Below are 15813 nucleotides of genomic sequence, written 5' to 3'. Positions count from 1 at the left end.
GGCTCGTTATGACCACCACGCAAGCCGGTCTGATCACCGGACTCGCCCTCGGTTTGGCCGGTTCCCTCGGCGGGTTCTCCGCATTCGTGATCTGTCTGGTCGTCGGGGTGATCGGACTGGGAGTCGGCCGGGCGCTGGAGGGCGAACTGGATCTCACCGGACTTCTCGGCCGGGATCGGGGTGCGGACCGTTGAGCACCGTCGCCGACCACGAGGGCAGGCTCCCCCGGCCTGCGGCCGGGACCATCACCTCCACCGCGCCGGCGACGGAGACCGGCACGGACTCGACGAAGTCCACCGGTGCACGACGATCCCGGTTGGACCGCAGACGAAACCGGTCCCGACCCGATGATCGAGGCCGCCGCGAGGAGCAGACCGCCCCGCCGCAGGAGTCGCGGCCCGTCGGCACGACGGCACTGGTCGAGGCAGGCGGGCGCCCACGACCGTCGACGACCTCGGAGGCGGGCACGCTCACCATCGCCCCCGGCGTCGTGCGCACCGTGGCCAGGTGCGCCGCCGAACAGGTCCCCGAGGTGTTGACCGATCGGCAGCACGGCGGACGACGGGTACTGGTTCGAACCTGGACCGATCCCGCGACGGCGGCCGGCCTGCGGGTCCGACTCGAGGTGACCCTGCGCTATCCCTGCGACATTCGCGCCGCCGCCTGGCAGGTGCGCGAGCGGGTGGTCGCCGAGGTCGGTCGGATCACCGGGATCTCGGTGCTGTCGGTCGAGGTCGTCGTGTCCGGACTGCGCCCGGAGACCCGTCGCGTCCGCTGAGCGAACCGCACCCGTCGAGCATCCACATTCGACCGAGCCGAGAGGTGTGCCGATGCGACTGCTCGTCCGACTGCTCGCCATCCTGATCGGCTTGGTCCTCGCCATCATGGGAGCACTACTGCTGCTGGAGATCGGCTGGACCCGGCTGCGCCCTGCCTCCGATCCGCTGATCGTCCCGTGGCGCGCCTGGCTCGATCTGGGCGGCGAACTCTCCTGGTCGGCTGGAACGCCGACCCTGGCCTCGCTGCTGGCGATCGGGGTGGGTGCGTTGCTGTGCGTGGCGGCGATCATGGCGCGACGTCGGGTGCTGCACCTGCACGATCCGGGCCCGGATGTCTCGGTCACCACCTCCGGTCGCTCGATAGCCAGGCTGATCGTGCGCCGGGTGCGCGCCGAGGACGGGGTCTCGGATGTCTGGGTCAACGCCGACCATCGGCATATCCGGGTGCGCGCCGTCGGCTCCGATGACGAGGACGGCGAGCTGTTGCCCCGGCTCCAGCTCCTCATCCGCGACGTAGTGGCCGATCTCCCGCTGCGCGAGTATCCGAGGGTCTCGGTGGCATTGCGGGCGCCCAGGTCACGTCGATGAGCCGCGCCCGCCGCTCGCAACGGCTGCGCAGCACCTCTGGGGTGCGATCGGCCACGGTGGAGCGCGGGCTGGTGGCGGCCGTGGGCGTCATGGGCCTCGTGGCGGGCGGCACGGCGCTGCTCGTGGGCCGAGGCCTGTTCGGGGCTTTCCGTGCGCAGCGTCCCATCGCCGATCCGCTGGCGCTGGAGTGGCTTCGGACGCATCCGACGGCCGCCATCTCGGCCGCCATCGCCCTCGGGGTGCTCCTGCTGGCGCTCGGCATCGGCGGCCTGCTGGTCGCCTTGCGGCCTCAACAGCATCCCGACCTCACCTTCGTCGACGACAACCACGATCGGCTGGTGGTCACCTCGGCCGCCATCGCCGAGGCCGTGCGTTCGGATGCGGAGCGAATCCCCGGCGTCCATCGGGTTCGCGCGATGTTGGTCGGCGAGCGCCGACGGCCGACCCTGCGCCTCGTGGTGGCGCTGCGCGAGGGCACCGACGTGCGTGGCGTCTGGTCGGACCTCGAACACCGGGTCCTCGTACGGGCCCGCGACTCGCTGGGGCTGACCACGCTGGCCTCGGTGGTGCATCTGGAACTCGACACCGCCCGCGCGAGCCGGGTTCGCTGAGCTCGACGCCGGACTGCCTGCGGAAACGCCGGTTTCCAACATGCCGGCATCGGCGGGCCGCGAGAACATGACCGAATGGCGCTTCCACTGTCCTCGCCGATCGAGCCGATGTTGGCGAGCCCGGCCTCGGAACTCCCCGTGGGCGACTATCTGTTCGAGCCCAAGTGGGACGGCTTCCGCTGTCTGGTGTTCCGCGCGGGTGAGGAGATCCTGTTGCAGTCCCGCACCGGGCGCTCGTTGAATCGGTATTTCCCCGAGGTCCTCGATCGCTTGGCCGAGGCGCTACCCGAGGATGTCGTCCTCGACGGCGAGTTGGTGGTCGCCCGAGCGGGCCGGTTGGATTTCGACGCCCTCGGTGAGCGAATCCATCCGGCTCAGAGCCGGGTTCGCATGCTCGCCGAGGCCACCCCCGCCGAGTTCATCGCTTTCGACATTCTGGCGCTCGGCAGCCGGGACCTACGTGGTGAGCCCTTGAGCCTGCGGCGCGACCTGCTCGTCGATTTCGACGCCCGAGTTGGTGGCTCGGCGCTGCGACTGACCCCGGCGACCACCGATCCCGATACGGCGCTGGTCTGGTTCGATCTGTTCGAGGGCGCCGGTCTGGACGGCGTGGTCTGCAAGCTGCTGGACGGTGGTTACACCCCAGGGCGCCGCAGCATGATCAAGATCAAGCACGAGCGGACCGCCGATTGTGTGGTCGCCGGGCTGCGCTGGCACGCCAAGACACCGCCCGGTACGGCGGTGGGTTCGCTGTTGCTCGGGTTGTACGACGACCACCGGGTGCTGCACCACGTCGGTGTGGTCGGCGCCTTCACGGCGGCGAGACGGCGAGCGCTGGCCGAGGAATTCGACGGACTCCGGATCGACCGCGATTCCGACGGCGGTGTCGAGGCCACCGAGGAGCATCCCTGGCTCGGCGAGCACGCCTCGGACGGACGGCGGGTTCCTGGCGGGGAGAGTCGGTGGCGCAAGGGCAGCGCGCAATGGGTGCCGCTGCGGCCGGAGCGCGTGGTCGAGGTCGCCTACGACCACACCGAGGGGGCCGAGCCCGCCCGATTCCGACACACCACCCGGTTCCGCCGCTGGCGGCCGGATCGCGAGCCGGCAACGTGTCGGTACGACCAGTTGGACGAGCCGGTCCGCTACGACGTGAACGCCGTACTCGCCGGGGAGGTCCGGCAGCAGCCGGGATCCTGACCGCATCGGTCTGCGGGCGCGCTAGACCTAGAGCGCGGCGCACCGTATGCACGTCTCACCTCGCAGCGGGCAAGCTGCGCACGGCGGGTGATCCGCGTCGGGAACACGTCCGCCGGGTAGCCGCTCGGTCGAACGCGGCATGACCTCGTCGGATCGAACGCGCACGGCCGACCGTGACGGCGATCGAGCTGGATCACCGGGAAACCCGACAGCGCCGACTGCGTAGCCTGGGGCGCGAAAGCGGCCGTCGGAGCGGGTGTGCCCGCCTCGTCCACGATGGCCGACGCAAGCCCCGTCGAGACGCCCGCCGCCGGTCACACCGATACGACAGCGACATCCGAGAGTGCAAGGAGGCAACGCGTGCCGCGAACGAATCGGTGGGTCACCGTGGTGTGCACCGCGATGGCCGTGCTTCTCACCTCGGCTTCCTGCACGGTCGGCGGATCCGAACGGCCGCCCGTGCCGCTGTTGCTCGACGAGTCCGAGCAGGAGAGCTTCGATACCGACGTCGAGGTCGAGGTGCCGGTGCCCGATCTGCAGGTTCCCCAGAGCAGCCGACTCCAGTGGGCGGACTGCACCGAGGTGATCAGGGCGCGGATGGGCGGAACCGGACCTACCGACACCACCTATGACTGCGCTCAACTCGTCGCGCCGCTGGAGGCCCCCGGGCTACCCGGGATGGGTTCGACTCCGGTGAATCTGATGCGGGTCGGTGACGGGCCGACCCCGCTGGTGGTGGTCAACGACGTGGCCGGTGAGCCGGGCACCCTGTTCGCCGCGCGATTGGCCGAGACACTGTCACCCGAACTGTTGTCGACCTTCTCGATCATCGGAATGGACCGAAGAGGCACCGGAAGCTCCTTCGACACCAGCTGCGTACCGCCCGACGACCGCACCACCGCGCTGTCCTACAGCCCTCGGGCCGCCACCCCCGAGGAGCTGGCCGGCCTGCAGAACGCCACCGAGACCGCCGCGAAGGAATGCACGCTCATCCTGGACGAGCTGACCAGGGCATTCGATGGAATCCGTTCGGCTGGGGATCTCGAACAGCTCCGGGCCGAACTCGACCTGGATCGGCTGCATGCCATCGGTCGGGGCGAGGGCTCCCAGGTGTTGGCCAACTACGCCCAGCGGTTTCCCGAGACGGTCGGCAGGCTGATCCTCGATGGCGCGCCGGATCCGAATCTCGACGCGATCGGACTCGCCGAGGAACGGGCCCGCTCCGCAGAGGCGGTGTTGGACGCCTTCCTGACCGAGTGCGCGAATCGTCCGGACTGTCCGCTCGGAACGGACCCGTCGGCGGCATTGCGCGAGCTACTCGACCGTCTTGCCGAACAGCCGTTGATCACCGACGGGCCGCCGCTCACCGAGGGATTGGCGATCAATGCCATCCTGCTCGGGCTCGGTGACCGGGCATCCTGGCCCGGATTGGCGGACCGGATCGCTCAGGCCGGGGACGGCTCGGGCGACGGCCTCCTGGAACTGGTCGCCCCGCTGTTGGGCTCGGTCAACGGTGACCAGGCACGCTTCGAGGCCATGCTGATCAACGGTTGCAACGACACACGCGATCGGATTCCGCCGACGCGGGTGGCCGAGCTGGTCACCGAGTGGAGCGGTCGGCATGCCCATTTCGGCGGGATCATGGCGCAACAGCTGATGCTGTGCAGTTCATGGCCCATTCCCGCCGAGGAACCCGAGATCGCGGACACGGACGCGCTGCCGCCGATCCCGGTGATCGCCACCGCCCTCGACCCGGTCACCCCGGGTCTGGGCACCGCCAATGCAGCCGAGGCACTGTCGAGCAGTGTGTTGGTGGACTGGCAGGGCGCCGGGCATGGAGCGCTCGGTGCCTCGACCTGCGCCACGGAGATCGCCGAGGACTACCTCGTCGACGGCGCACTGCCTGACGAGACGGTCGTCTGCCCGCCGTGACCGGCAGGTGTGGCCTGCCCCCGCGATCCACGCCCATGCCGACCCGTTCCGAGCCCGTCCGGCTCGCCACCTCGACCGCATTGGCAGGCCTCGTGCTCAACAGCCCTGGCAACAACCACAACCGGGGCCGGTGCACCCCGAACAACAGCCGCAGCCATCGAGTGCGGGCGGCGGGGTTCGAACTTCGCTCATGATGACCTCCGGGACAGCGACCAACGGACGTCTCCCGATGCTGCCGCGCACGCCGAGTACCGGACACCACCGCCCGACTGAACACCTCGCCACCACTGAGTAGTCGACGACATCACCGAACGTGAGATTCCCTCGGCTGATTCTTCTCACCTGATGGACGCCGAGTGGGCCGCCCGGCGCGCCTTCGTGCCGTTGCACCACCCGCGACCGGGCCTTTCCGAACGGTGGGGCGACTTCGGCAGGTGCGCCACCGTGCATATCGTCGGGTGCGTATGAGTGAATGTCCGACGCATCGACCCGTCGGTGCCCCTCACCGGCGCGATGGCAGGCGGGGCACCGACGTCGAATCATCCGGCGCGGCCGGTCAGCCGAGGGTTCGTTCCTCCAGGGCGGCGGCCGGGTCGCGGCGCGCGCTCAGGTGCACGAACGAGGTGAAGCCCCATTCGGTGAGCCGGTCCAGCTGGGCACCGAACTTGCCGCGTCGACGAACCGGCGCGACCGAACGCCCCTCGGCCCGCAAAGCCCGCGCCACCGACAGCACCTCGTCGATGCCCACCTCGGATTCATGCAGCACCGCGACCTGCTGATCGCGCCGCGTCCCGCCCAGCAGATCGACGATGCGCTCGAAACCGATGGAGAAGCCACAGGCGGGCACATCGCGGCCGAGGGTACGGCCGATCAACCGGTCGTACCGCCCGCCACCGGCCAACGAGGAACCGGCATCCGGGTGCACGATCTCGAAGACCTGGCCGGTGTAGTAGCCCATGCCCCGGACCAGCGTCGGATCGAACTCCCAGCTCGAGCCCGCGGTCTCGGCCAGCGGCGCCAGGGCCGCGACCGTGGTGCCCAGGTCGGTCAGCGCCCGCTCGTCCATGGTGGGCAGCGCGTCGGCCAGGGTGTCGACGAGCGTGTCGATCGACACCGCCTGCAGCCGTTCGATCTGGGTGCGCACCACGGCGACGGACTCGGCGGGCAGCCCACGCGACTCGACGAGCTCCTTGGTGACGCCCTCCCAGCCGATCTTGTCCAACTTGTCGAGGGTGATGAAGAGACCATCCCAGGACTCGGCGGGCAGCCCCGCGTGCTCGGCCAGCGCGGCGAGCAACCGCCGATCGGAGATCCGCACCGTGGTCCCGGTCAGCCCGACGGCGTCGAGCGCGCCGATGGTCGCCTCGATCAACTCCACCTCGGCGAGCACGCTCTCCTCGCCGATGATGTCGATGTCGCACTGGTTGAACTGCCGGTATCGGCCCTTCTGCGGACGCTCGGCCCGCCACACCGGTCCGAATTGGAAGGAGCGGAACGGCATCGGAAGTTGCGCGTGGTGCGCCCCGTAGAACCGGGTCAACGGCACGGTGAGGTCGAAGCGCAGCCCAAGGTCGACCAGGTCGGCGAGTCCGACGCCCTCGGCGAGCGGTTCGGTGATGCCACGACGCAGCACCCGGTAGATGAGTTTCTCGTTCTCGCCGCCCTGACCGCCGGTCAGCCTGCCGATGTCCTCCAGCGCCGGGGTCTCGATGCGGTGGTAGCCGTGATGCCGGTAGACCTCCGTGATGGCCGCCAGCACATGATCGCGGTCGGCGACGGCGGCGGGAAGCAGGTCACGGGTGCCCCTCGGGGGGGTGTTGTCAGTTTTCACCGATCATCCTTGCGCTACGAACGAGGTCGGAGGCGATCCTAGATGCCCCGTCCGATGGCGACCGGTGCCGCCCGAGGTCGGCTCCGGTGACTCCACTGCTCCTATTGGAATCGGGTCCTGCTCCATGGGAGCAGCGCCGCGTGGACGAGCCGACCCTGTCAGGGAACAACTCTCGTGATGCGGATCAAGGCCGCTGTCCTCCCTCAGCGTAGGCGGCGCGGCCTGTCTACTCCAATGAAATCAGCAGGAAGGTGATTCCAGACAGCGGCAGTAAAGTGAAACCTACCCATTGTCGAAGAAAGTTCGTTGCCCTTATCCCGAGCCTGGTATGCGGGGAGAAGAAGAGTTCGTCGTCACCTCGTCCCTCGATGGCGACGCGTCCCGCATCGCATCTGACGACACCCTTGACGGACAACTGCTGTCCAGGGGCGATCGACCATTCTCGGTAGCGGTGGCCAGGGGAGAAGAGTGCCTCTTCTGGCAGGTACGAATTGTTGGGATCGGGCCCGATCTCAGCCTGTCCGGAATCGGCGGCGTCGTCCGGAACGAAGGAGTCATGTGTCACCTTGGGCTTGTGCGGCTGCGCGTCCCCCGGCCGGCACAGAATCTCCCCCGTGCGATCGCGAAGTACGAACGAGGAACGGGACTGTTCGACGAACAGCAGATCCAGCTTCAGCCGGTTTCCCTGCCTGCCGTCCCTCGGCTGATGGGACCACACCTCGGACCGGTACCAGACGCAGGCCCGCTTGGAGTAGGGGGCGGTCAGCTCGGCGGCCGAGCCGAAAAGGGCGTTCCCACTGATGTTGACCTCGACGTCGGTGCCGCAGTATGCGGACAACGACCCGATCGGCAGAGCCTCGGCATTGCCCAGTGACGCACTGAGCTTCCTCGCCCGCCAGGCTGCGCGGAACAGATAGACCGCAGGAGCGCAACAAAGCAGGGTGACCAGCTGCAGGATCGTCGTAAGGTCCGCCATATCGCATCTCCTCCTTCCCCATGCCCGGCCTACCTGGATTTCGATTGGCGCCGACCACCATGACGAAGGCCCGTTCTGCGGTGAATTCCCCTCAGGAGTCGTCGGCCTCCGACGTCGGATTTGCCTTACCGATCGCCAGGTCGTCGTATCGGGTCCTCGGGCTTGCGGGGGTTCCGGCGATATAGCCGGCCCTGGCCATCGCATTGCCACCCACGGCTGCGGTGGCGAGCTGGATGAGCAGGGCGAGCCCGAGTTTCAGTGTGTTCTCCAGCGTCGGGAAGTGCAGGAGAAGTCCCAGCAGAAGCAAGGCTGTACCGAGGCCGGCTGCGATGCTCACCCCGCTCAATCGAGAGTAGAAATCGGGGAGGCGCAGCAGCCCGAAGGCGCCCACGGCGAAGACGATCGCGCCGGTGACCATGCAGATGACACCGAGAACGTCCAAGATCGAGTTCATCGCTTGCCTCCCGCGATCAGACGCGCCAGCGACAAAGCAGCAAGGAACCCGACGAGTGTGCAGGCCAGTACGATATCGATCACCAACTCGGTCTCCAGCCGCAGTCCGAGGAGAGCGACCAGGCCGACGAAGCCGAAGAAGATGACGTCGGCGCCTGCGGCGCGATCGGCGCTCGAAGGACCACGGAGGATGCGGTAGGTCGCGATGATCATGGCTAGGCCGACTGCTCCGAGGCCGATGTCGATGATGGTCATGCCGGTCCCCCGCTCGTGGTCCGTCGGGATGCGGGCAGGCGGTCGGGCGCACCGCTGCGGCGGGTCACCGCTAGGAGCCGGTCCTCCATCGCATACAACTCCTCCTGGAAAGAATCGCGATCGTCGACGTACATCCCGTGCACCCAGAGTGTCGCGGGACGCCTGCGGGCGGCGACCGTCACGGTTCCCGGGGTCAGGGAGATCATGTTGGCCAGCATCGTGATCTCCAGATCAGTGGTACACCGCAGCCGGACTTCGACGAAGGCGGGCGTCGCTCGGCTGCCCGGTGTGAGGATGTCGAGCGCGACGGTGGTCGAGGACTTGATGACCTCCAGCGCGTAGTAGACGGGGAACCACAGCAGGCGGATCAGCCACCGCAGATGTGAGGTCATCGGTTCGTCACCGCTTCGAGGTAGGCAGCGGGGTCCAGCAAGCCGGACGCCGCCTGGGCACTGAGATCAAGCAGGACTTGGGCGCCCAGCCCGATGCAGAGCGTGGCGGTGGTGAGTATCAGCGCCGGGAGCAGAACGGTTGGCCGTACCCTCGGGTGGACCGTCGGCCGAGCTGGGGCCGCTACCCCTCCCGTTGACGGACTGCTCTGATCTCGATCCGGCTGACCATCCGGCTCGGGCCCCGAGCCCCAGAATGGCCCACCCCAGATCTTGAGCATCGACATCAACGTGATCAAGCTGACGGCCACCGCGACGGCGGCGACGATCCACTGTCCGTCCTCGATAGTGGCGCTGACCAGGGTGAGCTTGGCGACGAACCCGGAGAACGGCGGCAGGCCCGCCAAGGACAGCGCGGCTCCCATGAACACCAGCGCCAGCAGCGGCTCGCGTCGTGCGATGCCACCGAGACGTTCCAAGCGACTCGTCCCGTAGGCGTCCTCGATCGCTCCGGTGGACAGGAACAACGATGCCTTCACGATCATGTGATGGATCAGGTAGAAGATTCCGGCCATCAACCCCAGCGGGGTGAACAGGGCGACACCGAGCAGGATGTATCCGATCTGGCTGATCATGTGGAAGACCAGGATGGACCTGGTGGTGTTCTCGCCAACCGCGCCCAGCACTCCGATGAGCATCGTCACGGTGAACGCGACCAGGCCGATCCACAGGTAAGTGGCGTCGCCTTCGAAGAGCAGGGCGTACAGACGGTAGATCGCATAGATCGCAACCTTGGTGTGCAGACCGGAGAACAGGGCGGTTACCGCAGGGGAGGTCGCGGGATAGGTGCGGGCTAGCCAGCCGTGCACTGGCACCACCGCCGCCTTGATCGACAAGGCAAGCAGGACCACCGCCATCGCCGACGCCACCAGGGGCGATTCTCTGGCCGCTCCGACCAGTTCACCGAGGTGCACCGTGCCCGTCACGCCGTAGACCAAGGCGACGCCGGCTAGGAAGATCGTGGAGGTGAGCAGGTTGACCGTGACGTAGATCCGTCCGCCCCGCAGACTGCGCAGCGCACCCGCCATCGCCAGCAGGCCGTACGAGGGCAGCAGCATGACCTCGATGAAGACGAACAGGTTGAACAGGTCGCCGGTGAGCAGGGCCCCGTACACCCCCGCCGAGAGCACTAGGACGAGTGGTCCGAAGAACCGGCCACGCTCCTCCTCGCCGGTGGCGATGGCGAACGCGGAGCAGGTCACGGTGAGCAACGCGGTGGTCGTCACCATCAGGGCGCTGAACACGTCGACGACGAACGGAATCGCGATCCCGTCCTGCCAGAGTCCGATGTTGTGTGCGTAGACCGAGCCGTCACCAGTGGCCTGGATCAGCAGTACCCCGGCCACCAGCGCGCCGAGGTTGGGCGCAAGCAGCAGGATCCTGCGCGGCCACCGGTGAGACACGATGGCGAGCAGGGCGGCGCTGATCAGGGGCACCATCACGACGAGCGGCAGCAGCGCGGCGTTCATGAGGCGTCCTCGGTGTCGTCGTCGGTGCCGGTGGCGGCGAGGGTCAGCATGTAGATCGTGATCGAGAAGGCGATGACGATCGCGGTCAACACGAATGCCTGTGGGAGCGGATCGGCGGCGGCCTCGGCGGAGCCGAAGGACAGTAGCGGCTGGTCGCGCCGAAACGTGCCCCCTGCCGACATCAGCAACAGATTCACCCCGTGTCCCAGGAGCACGAAGCCCAGCACGATGCGGACCATGCCGCGTTGCAGCATCAGGAACACCGCGCCGGCGATCAGAGCGCCGATCGTGATGGCGAGCGTCATCGGGAACCTCCAGTCGCGCGGCCCTTCGAGGACCGACCTGTTGCGGCGCGTCCTCGTCGTGAACTGCTACGGCCCCGAGGGGGACGGGGACGGACTCCCATCGTCTGCGGCTGCCGCAGTCCGAGATGGTTGAGCGCGGTGAGCAGCACACCGATGACCGCGAGATAGACGCCGACGTCGAAGATCAGCGCAGTGGTGAAATGGAAGTCGCCCCAGGGCATCCAGATGTCGGCGTGCAGTGGGCGCAGGAAGGATCCGTCGAAATAGCCCAGCAGCCCGGAGCCTGCCGCTACGACGATTCCGGTTGCAATGAGCCCAGGCGACGACAGTCGGATACGGGCGGCCGATTCGCTCGCCGCCGTCAGGTAGACCAGCGCGAATCCCGCGCCCCCGACCAGCCCGGCGATGAATCCGCCGCCGGGCTCGTAATGTCCCCGCAGGAGCAAGTAGAGCGACCAGAGCACCAACAGCGGCATCAGCCATCGCGCCACAGTCCGCACGATGACGGTGTTCTCGTCGGCGTTCCAGACCGCGCTGCTCGGGGGAACCTTCGGTTGCCGTTCTCCACCTCCGGAGATCAGGCCGCTGGACTTCAACACCGAGATGATCACCAGGCCTGCGACGCCGAGAACGGTGAGCTCACCCATCGTGTCCATCGCCCGGTAGTCGACCAGGATCGTGTTGACGACGTTGGTACCGCCGGTGTCGTCTTCGACGTGGGAGAGGAAGTACTCCGCAGCCTGTGAGAGCTCTCGACGACCTGTCATCAGATAAGCGGCTAGGCCCGCGCTGAGTCCGGCCACAATGGCGATTCCAGCCGTCAGCACCGTCCTTCGCCGGGTTGCTCGATGGAACCTCCGGGGCAGCCGCCGCAGGACGAGCACCGCGACGACGACGGTGAGGATCTCCACCAGCAGCTGGGTCAGCGCGACGTCGAACGCCCCGAGGAACAGGAACCACAGCGCAACGGTGAAACCGGCCACGCCCACTAGGACCAGGCCCGCCAGCCGCGAGCGGGTGATAGTCGCGGAGAGCACTGCGGCCACCACCAACACCACCAGGATCCAGTCCAGCGTCCTGGACGTGGGTGCCGTGAAAGATCCGAAGTCGAGGTTCGCAGTGGCGACGACGGCGGTGAGAGCGCCGATCAACACGATCGGCACCGCCATGTGTCGCCCTGGCGAGTCGCTGCGGGTGAGATCGCCCACCCGGACGCCCAACGCGATCACCCCTCGATACAGCACCTCGAAGACCGCCGTGCCAGACACGGGGAAGAACCGACGGCCCGCCAAGGCCTCACCAGAGGCCGAACGCCAGGTGAGAAGCGCGCCCAGCCCGATGGCGGCAGCCGACATCAACAGCGCCGCATTGAATCCGTGCCACAGGCTCAGGTCGGCGTGCCCACTCCCGGGGGCGGCGTCGACCGCGACTCGGTCGACGAGTGGATTGAGCCACTGAGCGCCCAGGCCGAGGAGCAGGCCGCCGACGACGGCCACCGCAGGCGCAGCGAGGAACCAGACACCGGCCTCGCGAGGCGATGCCTCGTTCGGCGGGCCGCCGAACACGCCGACGACGAATCGGAACGCGTAGGCGAAGGTGAACGCCGCCGCGATCACAGCTCCGACGCCCACAGCCGGGACCACCCAAGCAGGCCCTGGTGCCGCGAGCAGTGCGTCGAACAGGGTCTCCTTGCTCACGAAGCCGAGGAACGGCGGTATCCCCGCCATCGACAACGCCGCCAGACTGGCCACGATCGCGGTGACGGGCATCGCGGAACGCAGCCCGCTGAGCCTTCGGATGTCTCGGGTACCGGCTTGACGATCGATGATTCCGACCGTCATGAACAGCGCCGATTTGAACAACGCATGTGCCACGGTGTGCACAGCCGCTGCGATCAACGCGGCAGGAGTACCGATGCCGATCACCATGATGAGGAAGCCGAGCTGGCTGACGGTCGAGTACGCCGCGAGCTCCTTGAGGTCGTGTCGCTGAAGCGCGAAGACGGCCCCTATCAGAGCGGTGAGCAAGCCGATCGAGATGAGTCCGAGGTTCCACACAGCGAAGTCACCGAACGCTGCGGAGAACCGCATGGCGACGTACACCCCGGCCTTGACCATCGTCGCGGCATGGAGATAGGCGCTGACCGGAGTGCTGGCCGCCATCGCGTCGGGCAGCCAGTAATGGAAGGGGAACTGAGCCGACTTGGTGAAGACCGCCAGCATCACCAGCAACGCGACCACGGTCGCGAAGCCGGTGTCCTGCATCCAGGATGTATCGGCCAGGATCGCGCTCAGGCTGCTGGTCCCGGTCCGCACGATCAGCAGAACGACGGCGGTCAACAGCGCCAGCCCGCCCAAGGCGGTGACGAGGAAGGTGCGCACCGCAGGACGATTCGCCGACGGCCCGGACAGACCGATCAGATAGAACGAGCAGATCGTGGTGAGCTCCCAGAACACGAAGAGCAGCACCAGATCGTCGGCAAGAACCAGACCGGTCATCGCCGTAGCGAAGGCCGTCATCAGGAAGTAGAAACCGCCCCGACGTCCAGGCGGGAAGTACCGCGTCGAATAGGCGATGATCAGCGCACCCACCGCGAGCACCAACATGCAGAACAGCCAGCCGAGACCGTCCATCCGCAGGTCGAGGTTCACACCGATCTCGGGCATCCAAGGTTGGGAGAACTCGAGCGTTCCGCCACCGACCAAGACGTGCCGCCCCTGAATGGCAACGGCCACCGTCAGGGCCACGAAGACAGCCATGATCGGCCAACCTGCAGCACGCCCGAGCAGGCGGTCGAGCAAGGGTGTGCTCAGGGTGGTGAGAACAAGCGCCACCACCAACACGACCAGCAACACGTCATGGTCCCTTCACGATTCGTCTCGCCATGAGGCGTTACAGCGAACGACAGCCCACCGCTGAGAACACCAGCACCGACGGCAAAGGGTTAGCGGTGAGCGTCAAAGATGACGAAAGAACGCAGGGTGGCCCCTCCCTGCGAACGGTAAGACCGTGCGGTCACCCGATGAGCAGGAAGGGGATGGCTGCGGGAACAGGATCAGCGAGATCCCGGCGGGCACGCGCTCAACTCGCCGTGGGCATTGGTTCCCCACGATGTGGTGTAGCCGTTGGTGCCCGGCGGCATCCTGTTACCTACCGGCAGCTTGTGACGTTCGGAGAAGCGGCTCCGCCGCAGTGTCGAGGAGACAGGAGCGGATACACCAGGCGCGCTCTGCGGACCGTGCGTACTGCAGTCAGCTCGCAGATCGGTGGTGTCGATCATTGCCCCTCCCCTCGCGAAGTGTAGAAGTTGTGAAGGAACGTATCAGACGACTGGACCCGACTGAAATGTCTCCTTTTTCTCGGATGACCAGATGGACGTGTACACAACCGGGATCGGTAGACCTGGCGAACGCGAGATCTCACCACGATCCGCGACGCCTATGAGCCGACGGTGCCATCGGGCTGTACGAGGTCAGGAATCGAGCAACCGTCGTGCACGGCCGACGCTCTTGATGATCGCGAGTAGGAGAGCGATTGCCGACTTGATGGCGATGCCCGATCGCCGGGATGCAAACAAGCGCAGCGGACGATCGATTCCCCCTGTTCGCCTCGGTACGGCTCGGGTGAGGCCGATGGCCGCGTCCGCCGATGACGGTGAACACGAGAAGATTCAACGCCCCACGGTCCGTGTCTGGTCACGCTCGGTTCGGACAGCCACAGCTCAGCACCATCGAGTAGCAGCCGCCAACCGCCTCATCCTTCGGGCCGTCGCTCCCGACTCGGCTGCACCCTGGGCGGTTCGCCCGGCATCTTCGGGTGGTCCGGCGGATAGGGCATGTCGCCGAGTCCGTGGTCCCGTGCGTCCCGATCCGCCCAGTCCAGCAGCGTGGCCAGGTCATAGGCCCGCTCGTCGATGCCCGCGTGCGCGTCGCCGTTCTCGGCGAACCAGTCCGGCACGGTGCGCAGCGTGAAGTCGTCGGGTTGCACCGACTCCAGTTGGTCCCAACGCACCGGGGTGGACACCGTGGCGCGGGGCGTGCCTCGCACCGACCAGGACGAGGCGATCGTGCGATCTCTGGCGGTCTGGTTGAAGTCGAGGAAGACCCGCTCGCCGCGCTGCTCCTTCCACCAGGACACCGTGGCGAGGTCCGGCGCCCGGCGCACCACCTCGCGAGCCAGCGCGATCACCGCCCGACGTACCCCGACGAAGTCGTGGTCGGGGCGGATCCGGGCCAGCACGTGCACCCCGCGACCGCCGGAGGTCTTGGGGTAGCCGATGATGCCCGCCTCACGGAGCACCTCGCCCAGCACCATGGCCACGCGCACCGCGTCGTCGAAGTCGGTTCCGGGCTGCGGGTCGAGATCGATCCGCAGTTCGTCGGGCCGATCGACGTCGGACCGGCGGACCGGCCAGGGATGGAAGTCGAAGGTGCCGAGGTTCGCGGCCCAGGCCAGCACGGCAGGCTCGGTCGGGCAGACCTCCACGGCCGTGCGCCCGGAGGGGAAGGTGATCTGGACGCCCTCCACCCAGCTCGGGGCGCCCTTCGGGACGCGCTTGGCGTAGAAGGGGTCGCCGCTCACGCCGTCGGGAAAGCGCTTCAGGGTCGTCGGGCGGTGCAGCAACGCGGCGAGCAACGGTTCGGCGACGGCGAGGTAGTAGTCCACCAACTCCCGCTTGGTGATACCCGGTTCGGGGAAGTAGATCTTGTCTGGATTGGTCACCCGAACCCGTCGGTCACCGTGCGGTCCTGGGACGAGAATCTCGACAGCATCCGCCATCGGACCAGCGTAAATGCCAATCGCGCCCCTCGCCGTCGAGCCGGATTCGACCCGATCGGATCGGCCGAGCAGCCGGTCCCCGAGGTGGGTGACACACCGCCGGTCCCGGCATCGGGCGACCCGGGTATCGCCCCGGCCCGGGGTAGGTGATTGCCGCCGGAGTCCACAGGCGGCCACCGGCGAACCCGC

Annotated in this window: 15 protein-coding genes; 6 read left to right on the top strand and 9 right to left on the bottom strand. The window is 67.5% G+C overall.

Translation table 11 applies throughout. The annotated features are described in order from the left end of the window. Window positions 1–8: 8 nt before the first annotated feature. The 6 genes from BKA25_RS06755 to BKA25_RS06730 all read left to right on the top strand — a co-directional run bounded on the left by BKA25_RS06755 (window position 9) and on the right by BKA25_RS06730 (window position 5107). A complete protein-coding gene (locus BKA25_RS06755) occupies window positions 9–194 on the top strand; it encodes a hypothetical protein (protein WP_069851231.1) in 186 nt (61 codons plus the stop codon). Further along, window positions 191–778, top strand: a complete 588-nt coding sequence (locus BKA25_RS06750; RefSeq protein WP_172803846.1) for an Asp23/Gls24 family envelope stress response protein — start codon at window positions 191–193, stop codon at window positions 776–778. Before BKA25_RS06755 ends, BKA25_RS06750 begins: the two co-directional genes overlap by 4 nt. Window positions 779–830: 52 nt before the next feature. Beyond that, window positions 831–1367 carry a DUF6286 domain-containing protein gene (locus tag BKA25_RS06745; protein WP_069851233.1) on the top strand — a complete coding sequence of 179 codons (537 nt, stop codon included), beginning with the start codon at window positions 831–833 and terminating at the stop codon, window positions 1365–1367. Beyond that, the gene (locus BKA25_RS06740) at window positions 1364–1978 is read left to right on the top strand and encodes a hypothetical protein (RefSeq protein ID WP_069851235.1); all 615 of its coding nucleotides are present in this window, start codon (window positions 1364–1366) and stop codon (window positions 1976–1978) included. Before BKA25_RS06745 ends, BKA25_RS06740 begins: the two co-directional genes overlap by 4 nt. Before the next feature lie 75 nt (window positions 1979–2053). Further along, window positions 2054–3175, top strand: coding sequence for an ATP-dependent DNA ligase (locus BKA25_RS06735; protein WP_069851237.1), 1122 nt, complete (start codon window positions 2054–2056; stop codon window positions 3173–3175). Between the two features lie 360 nt (window positions 3176–3535). After that, the gene (locus tag BKA25_RS06730; RefSeq protein ID WP_172803847.1) at window positions 3536–5107 is read left to right on the top strand and encodes an alpha/beta fold hydrolase; all 1572 of its coding nucleotides are present in this window, start codon (window positions 3536–3538) and stop codon (window positions 5105–5107) included. A 556-nt stretch (window positions 5108–5663) separates the two neighbouring features. Here BKA25_RS06730 and hisS read toward each other — a convergent pair. The 9 genes from hisS to ligD all read right to left on the bottom strand — a co-directional run bounded on the left by hisS (window position 5664) and on the right by ligD (window position 15624). Beyond that, on the bottom strand, window positions 5664–6938 hold the full coding sequence (hisS, locus tag BKA25_RS06725) for a histidine--tRNA ligase (RefSeq protein ID WP_069851239.1): 1275 nt from the start codon (window positions 6936–6938) through the stop codon (window positions 5664–5666). A gap of 226 nt (window positions 6939–7164) precedes the next feature. Further along, the gene (locus tag BKA25_RS06720) at window positions 7165–7914 is read right to left on the bottom strand and encodes a GIDE domain-containing protein (RefSeq protein WP_069851241.1); all 750 of its coding nucleotides are present in this window, start codon (window positions 7912–7914) and stop codon (window positions 7165–7167) included. Between the two features lie 91 nt (window positions 7915–8005). Next, window positions 8006–8368 (bottom strand): monovalent cation/H(+) antiporter subunit G, encoded by a 363-nt coding sequence (gene mnhG / locus BKA25_RS06715; protein ID WP_069851243.1) that lies wholly within the window; start codon window positions 8366–8368, stop codon window positions 8006–8008. After that, window positions 8365–8622: an MrpF/PhaF family protein gene (locus BKA25_RS06710; protein ID WP_069851244.1), complete on the bottom strand. Its 258-nt coding sequence runs from the start codon at window positions 8620–8622 to the stop codon at window positions 8365–8367. The genes mnhG and BKA25_RS06710 overlap by 4 nt, the downstream gene beginning before the upstream one ends. Further along, window positions 8619–9014: a Na+/H+ antiporter subunit E gene (locus tag BKA25_RS06705; protein ID WP_069851247.1), complete on the bottom strand. Its 396-nt coding sequence runs from the start codon at window positions 9012–9014 to the stop codon at window positions 8619–8621. Before BKA25_RS06705 ends, BKA25_RS06710 begins: the two co-directional genes overlap by 4 nt. Continuing rightward, window positions 9011–10540 (bottom strand): monovalent cation/H+ antiporter subunit D family protein, encoded by a 1530-nt coding sequence (locus tag BKA25_RS06700; RefSeq protein ID WP_069851249.1) that lies wholly within the window; start codon window positions 10538–10540, stop codon window positions 9011–9013. The genes BKA25_RS06705 and BKA25_RS06700 overlap by 4 nt, the downstream gene beginning before the upstream one ends. Further along, window positions 10537–10845, bottom strand: a complete 309-nt coding sequence (locus BKA25_RS06695) for a sodium:proton antiporter (RefSeq protein WP_069851250.1) — start codon at window positions 10843–10845, stop codon at window positions 10537–10539. The genes BKA25_RS06700 and BKA25_RS06695 overlap by 4 nt, the downstream gene beginning before the upstream one ends. After that, window positions 10842–13700, bottom strand: a complete 2859-nt coding sequence (locus tag BKA25_RS06690) for a DUF4040 family protein (RefSeq protein ID WP_084643296.1) — start codon at window positions 13698–13700, stop codon at window positions 10842–10844. The genes BKA25_RS06695 and BKA25_RS06690 overlap by 4 nt, the downstream gene beginning before the upstream one ends. Window positions 13701–14598: 898 nt before the next feature. After that, complete coding sequence (gene ligD, locus BKA25_RS06685; RefSeq protein WP_069851252.1) at window positions 14599–15624, bottom strand: non-homologous end-joining DNA ligase; 1026 nt, start codon at window positions 15622–15624, stop codon at window positions 14599–14601. Window positions 15625–15813: the final 189 nt, after the last annotated feature.

It is taken from the genome of Actinoalloteichus hymeniacidonis, assembly GCF_014203365.1.
GTDB classification, from domain to species: domain Bacteria; phylum Actinomycetota; class Actinomycetes; order Mycobacteriales; family Pseudonocardiaceae; genus Actinoalloteichus_A; species Actinoalloteichus_A hymeniacidonis.
The sequence above is the reverse complement of the archived record's forward strand: the minus strand, read 5'-3'. Positions and strand labels throughout refer to the sequence as shown.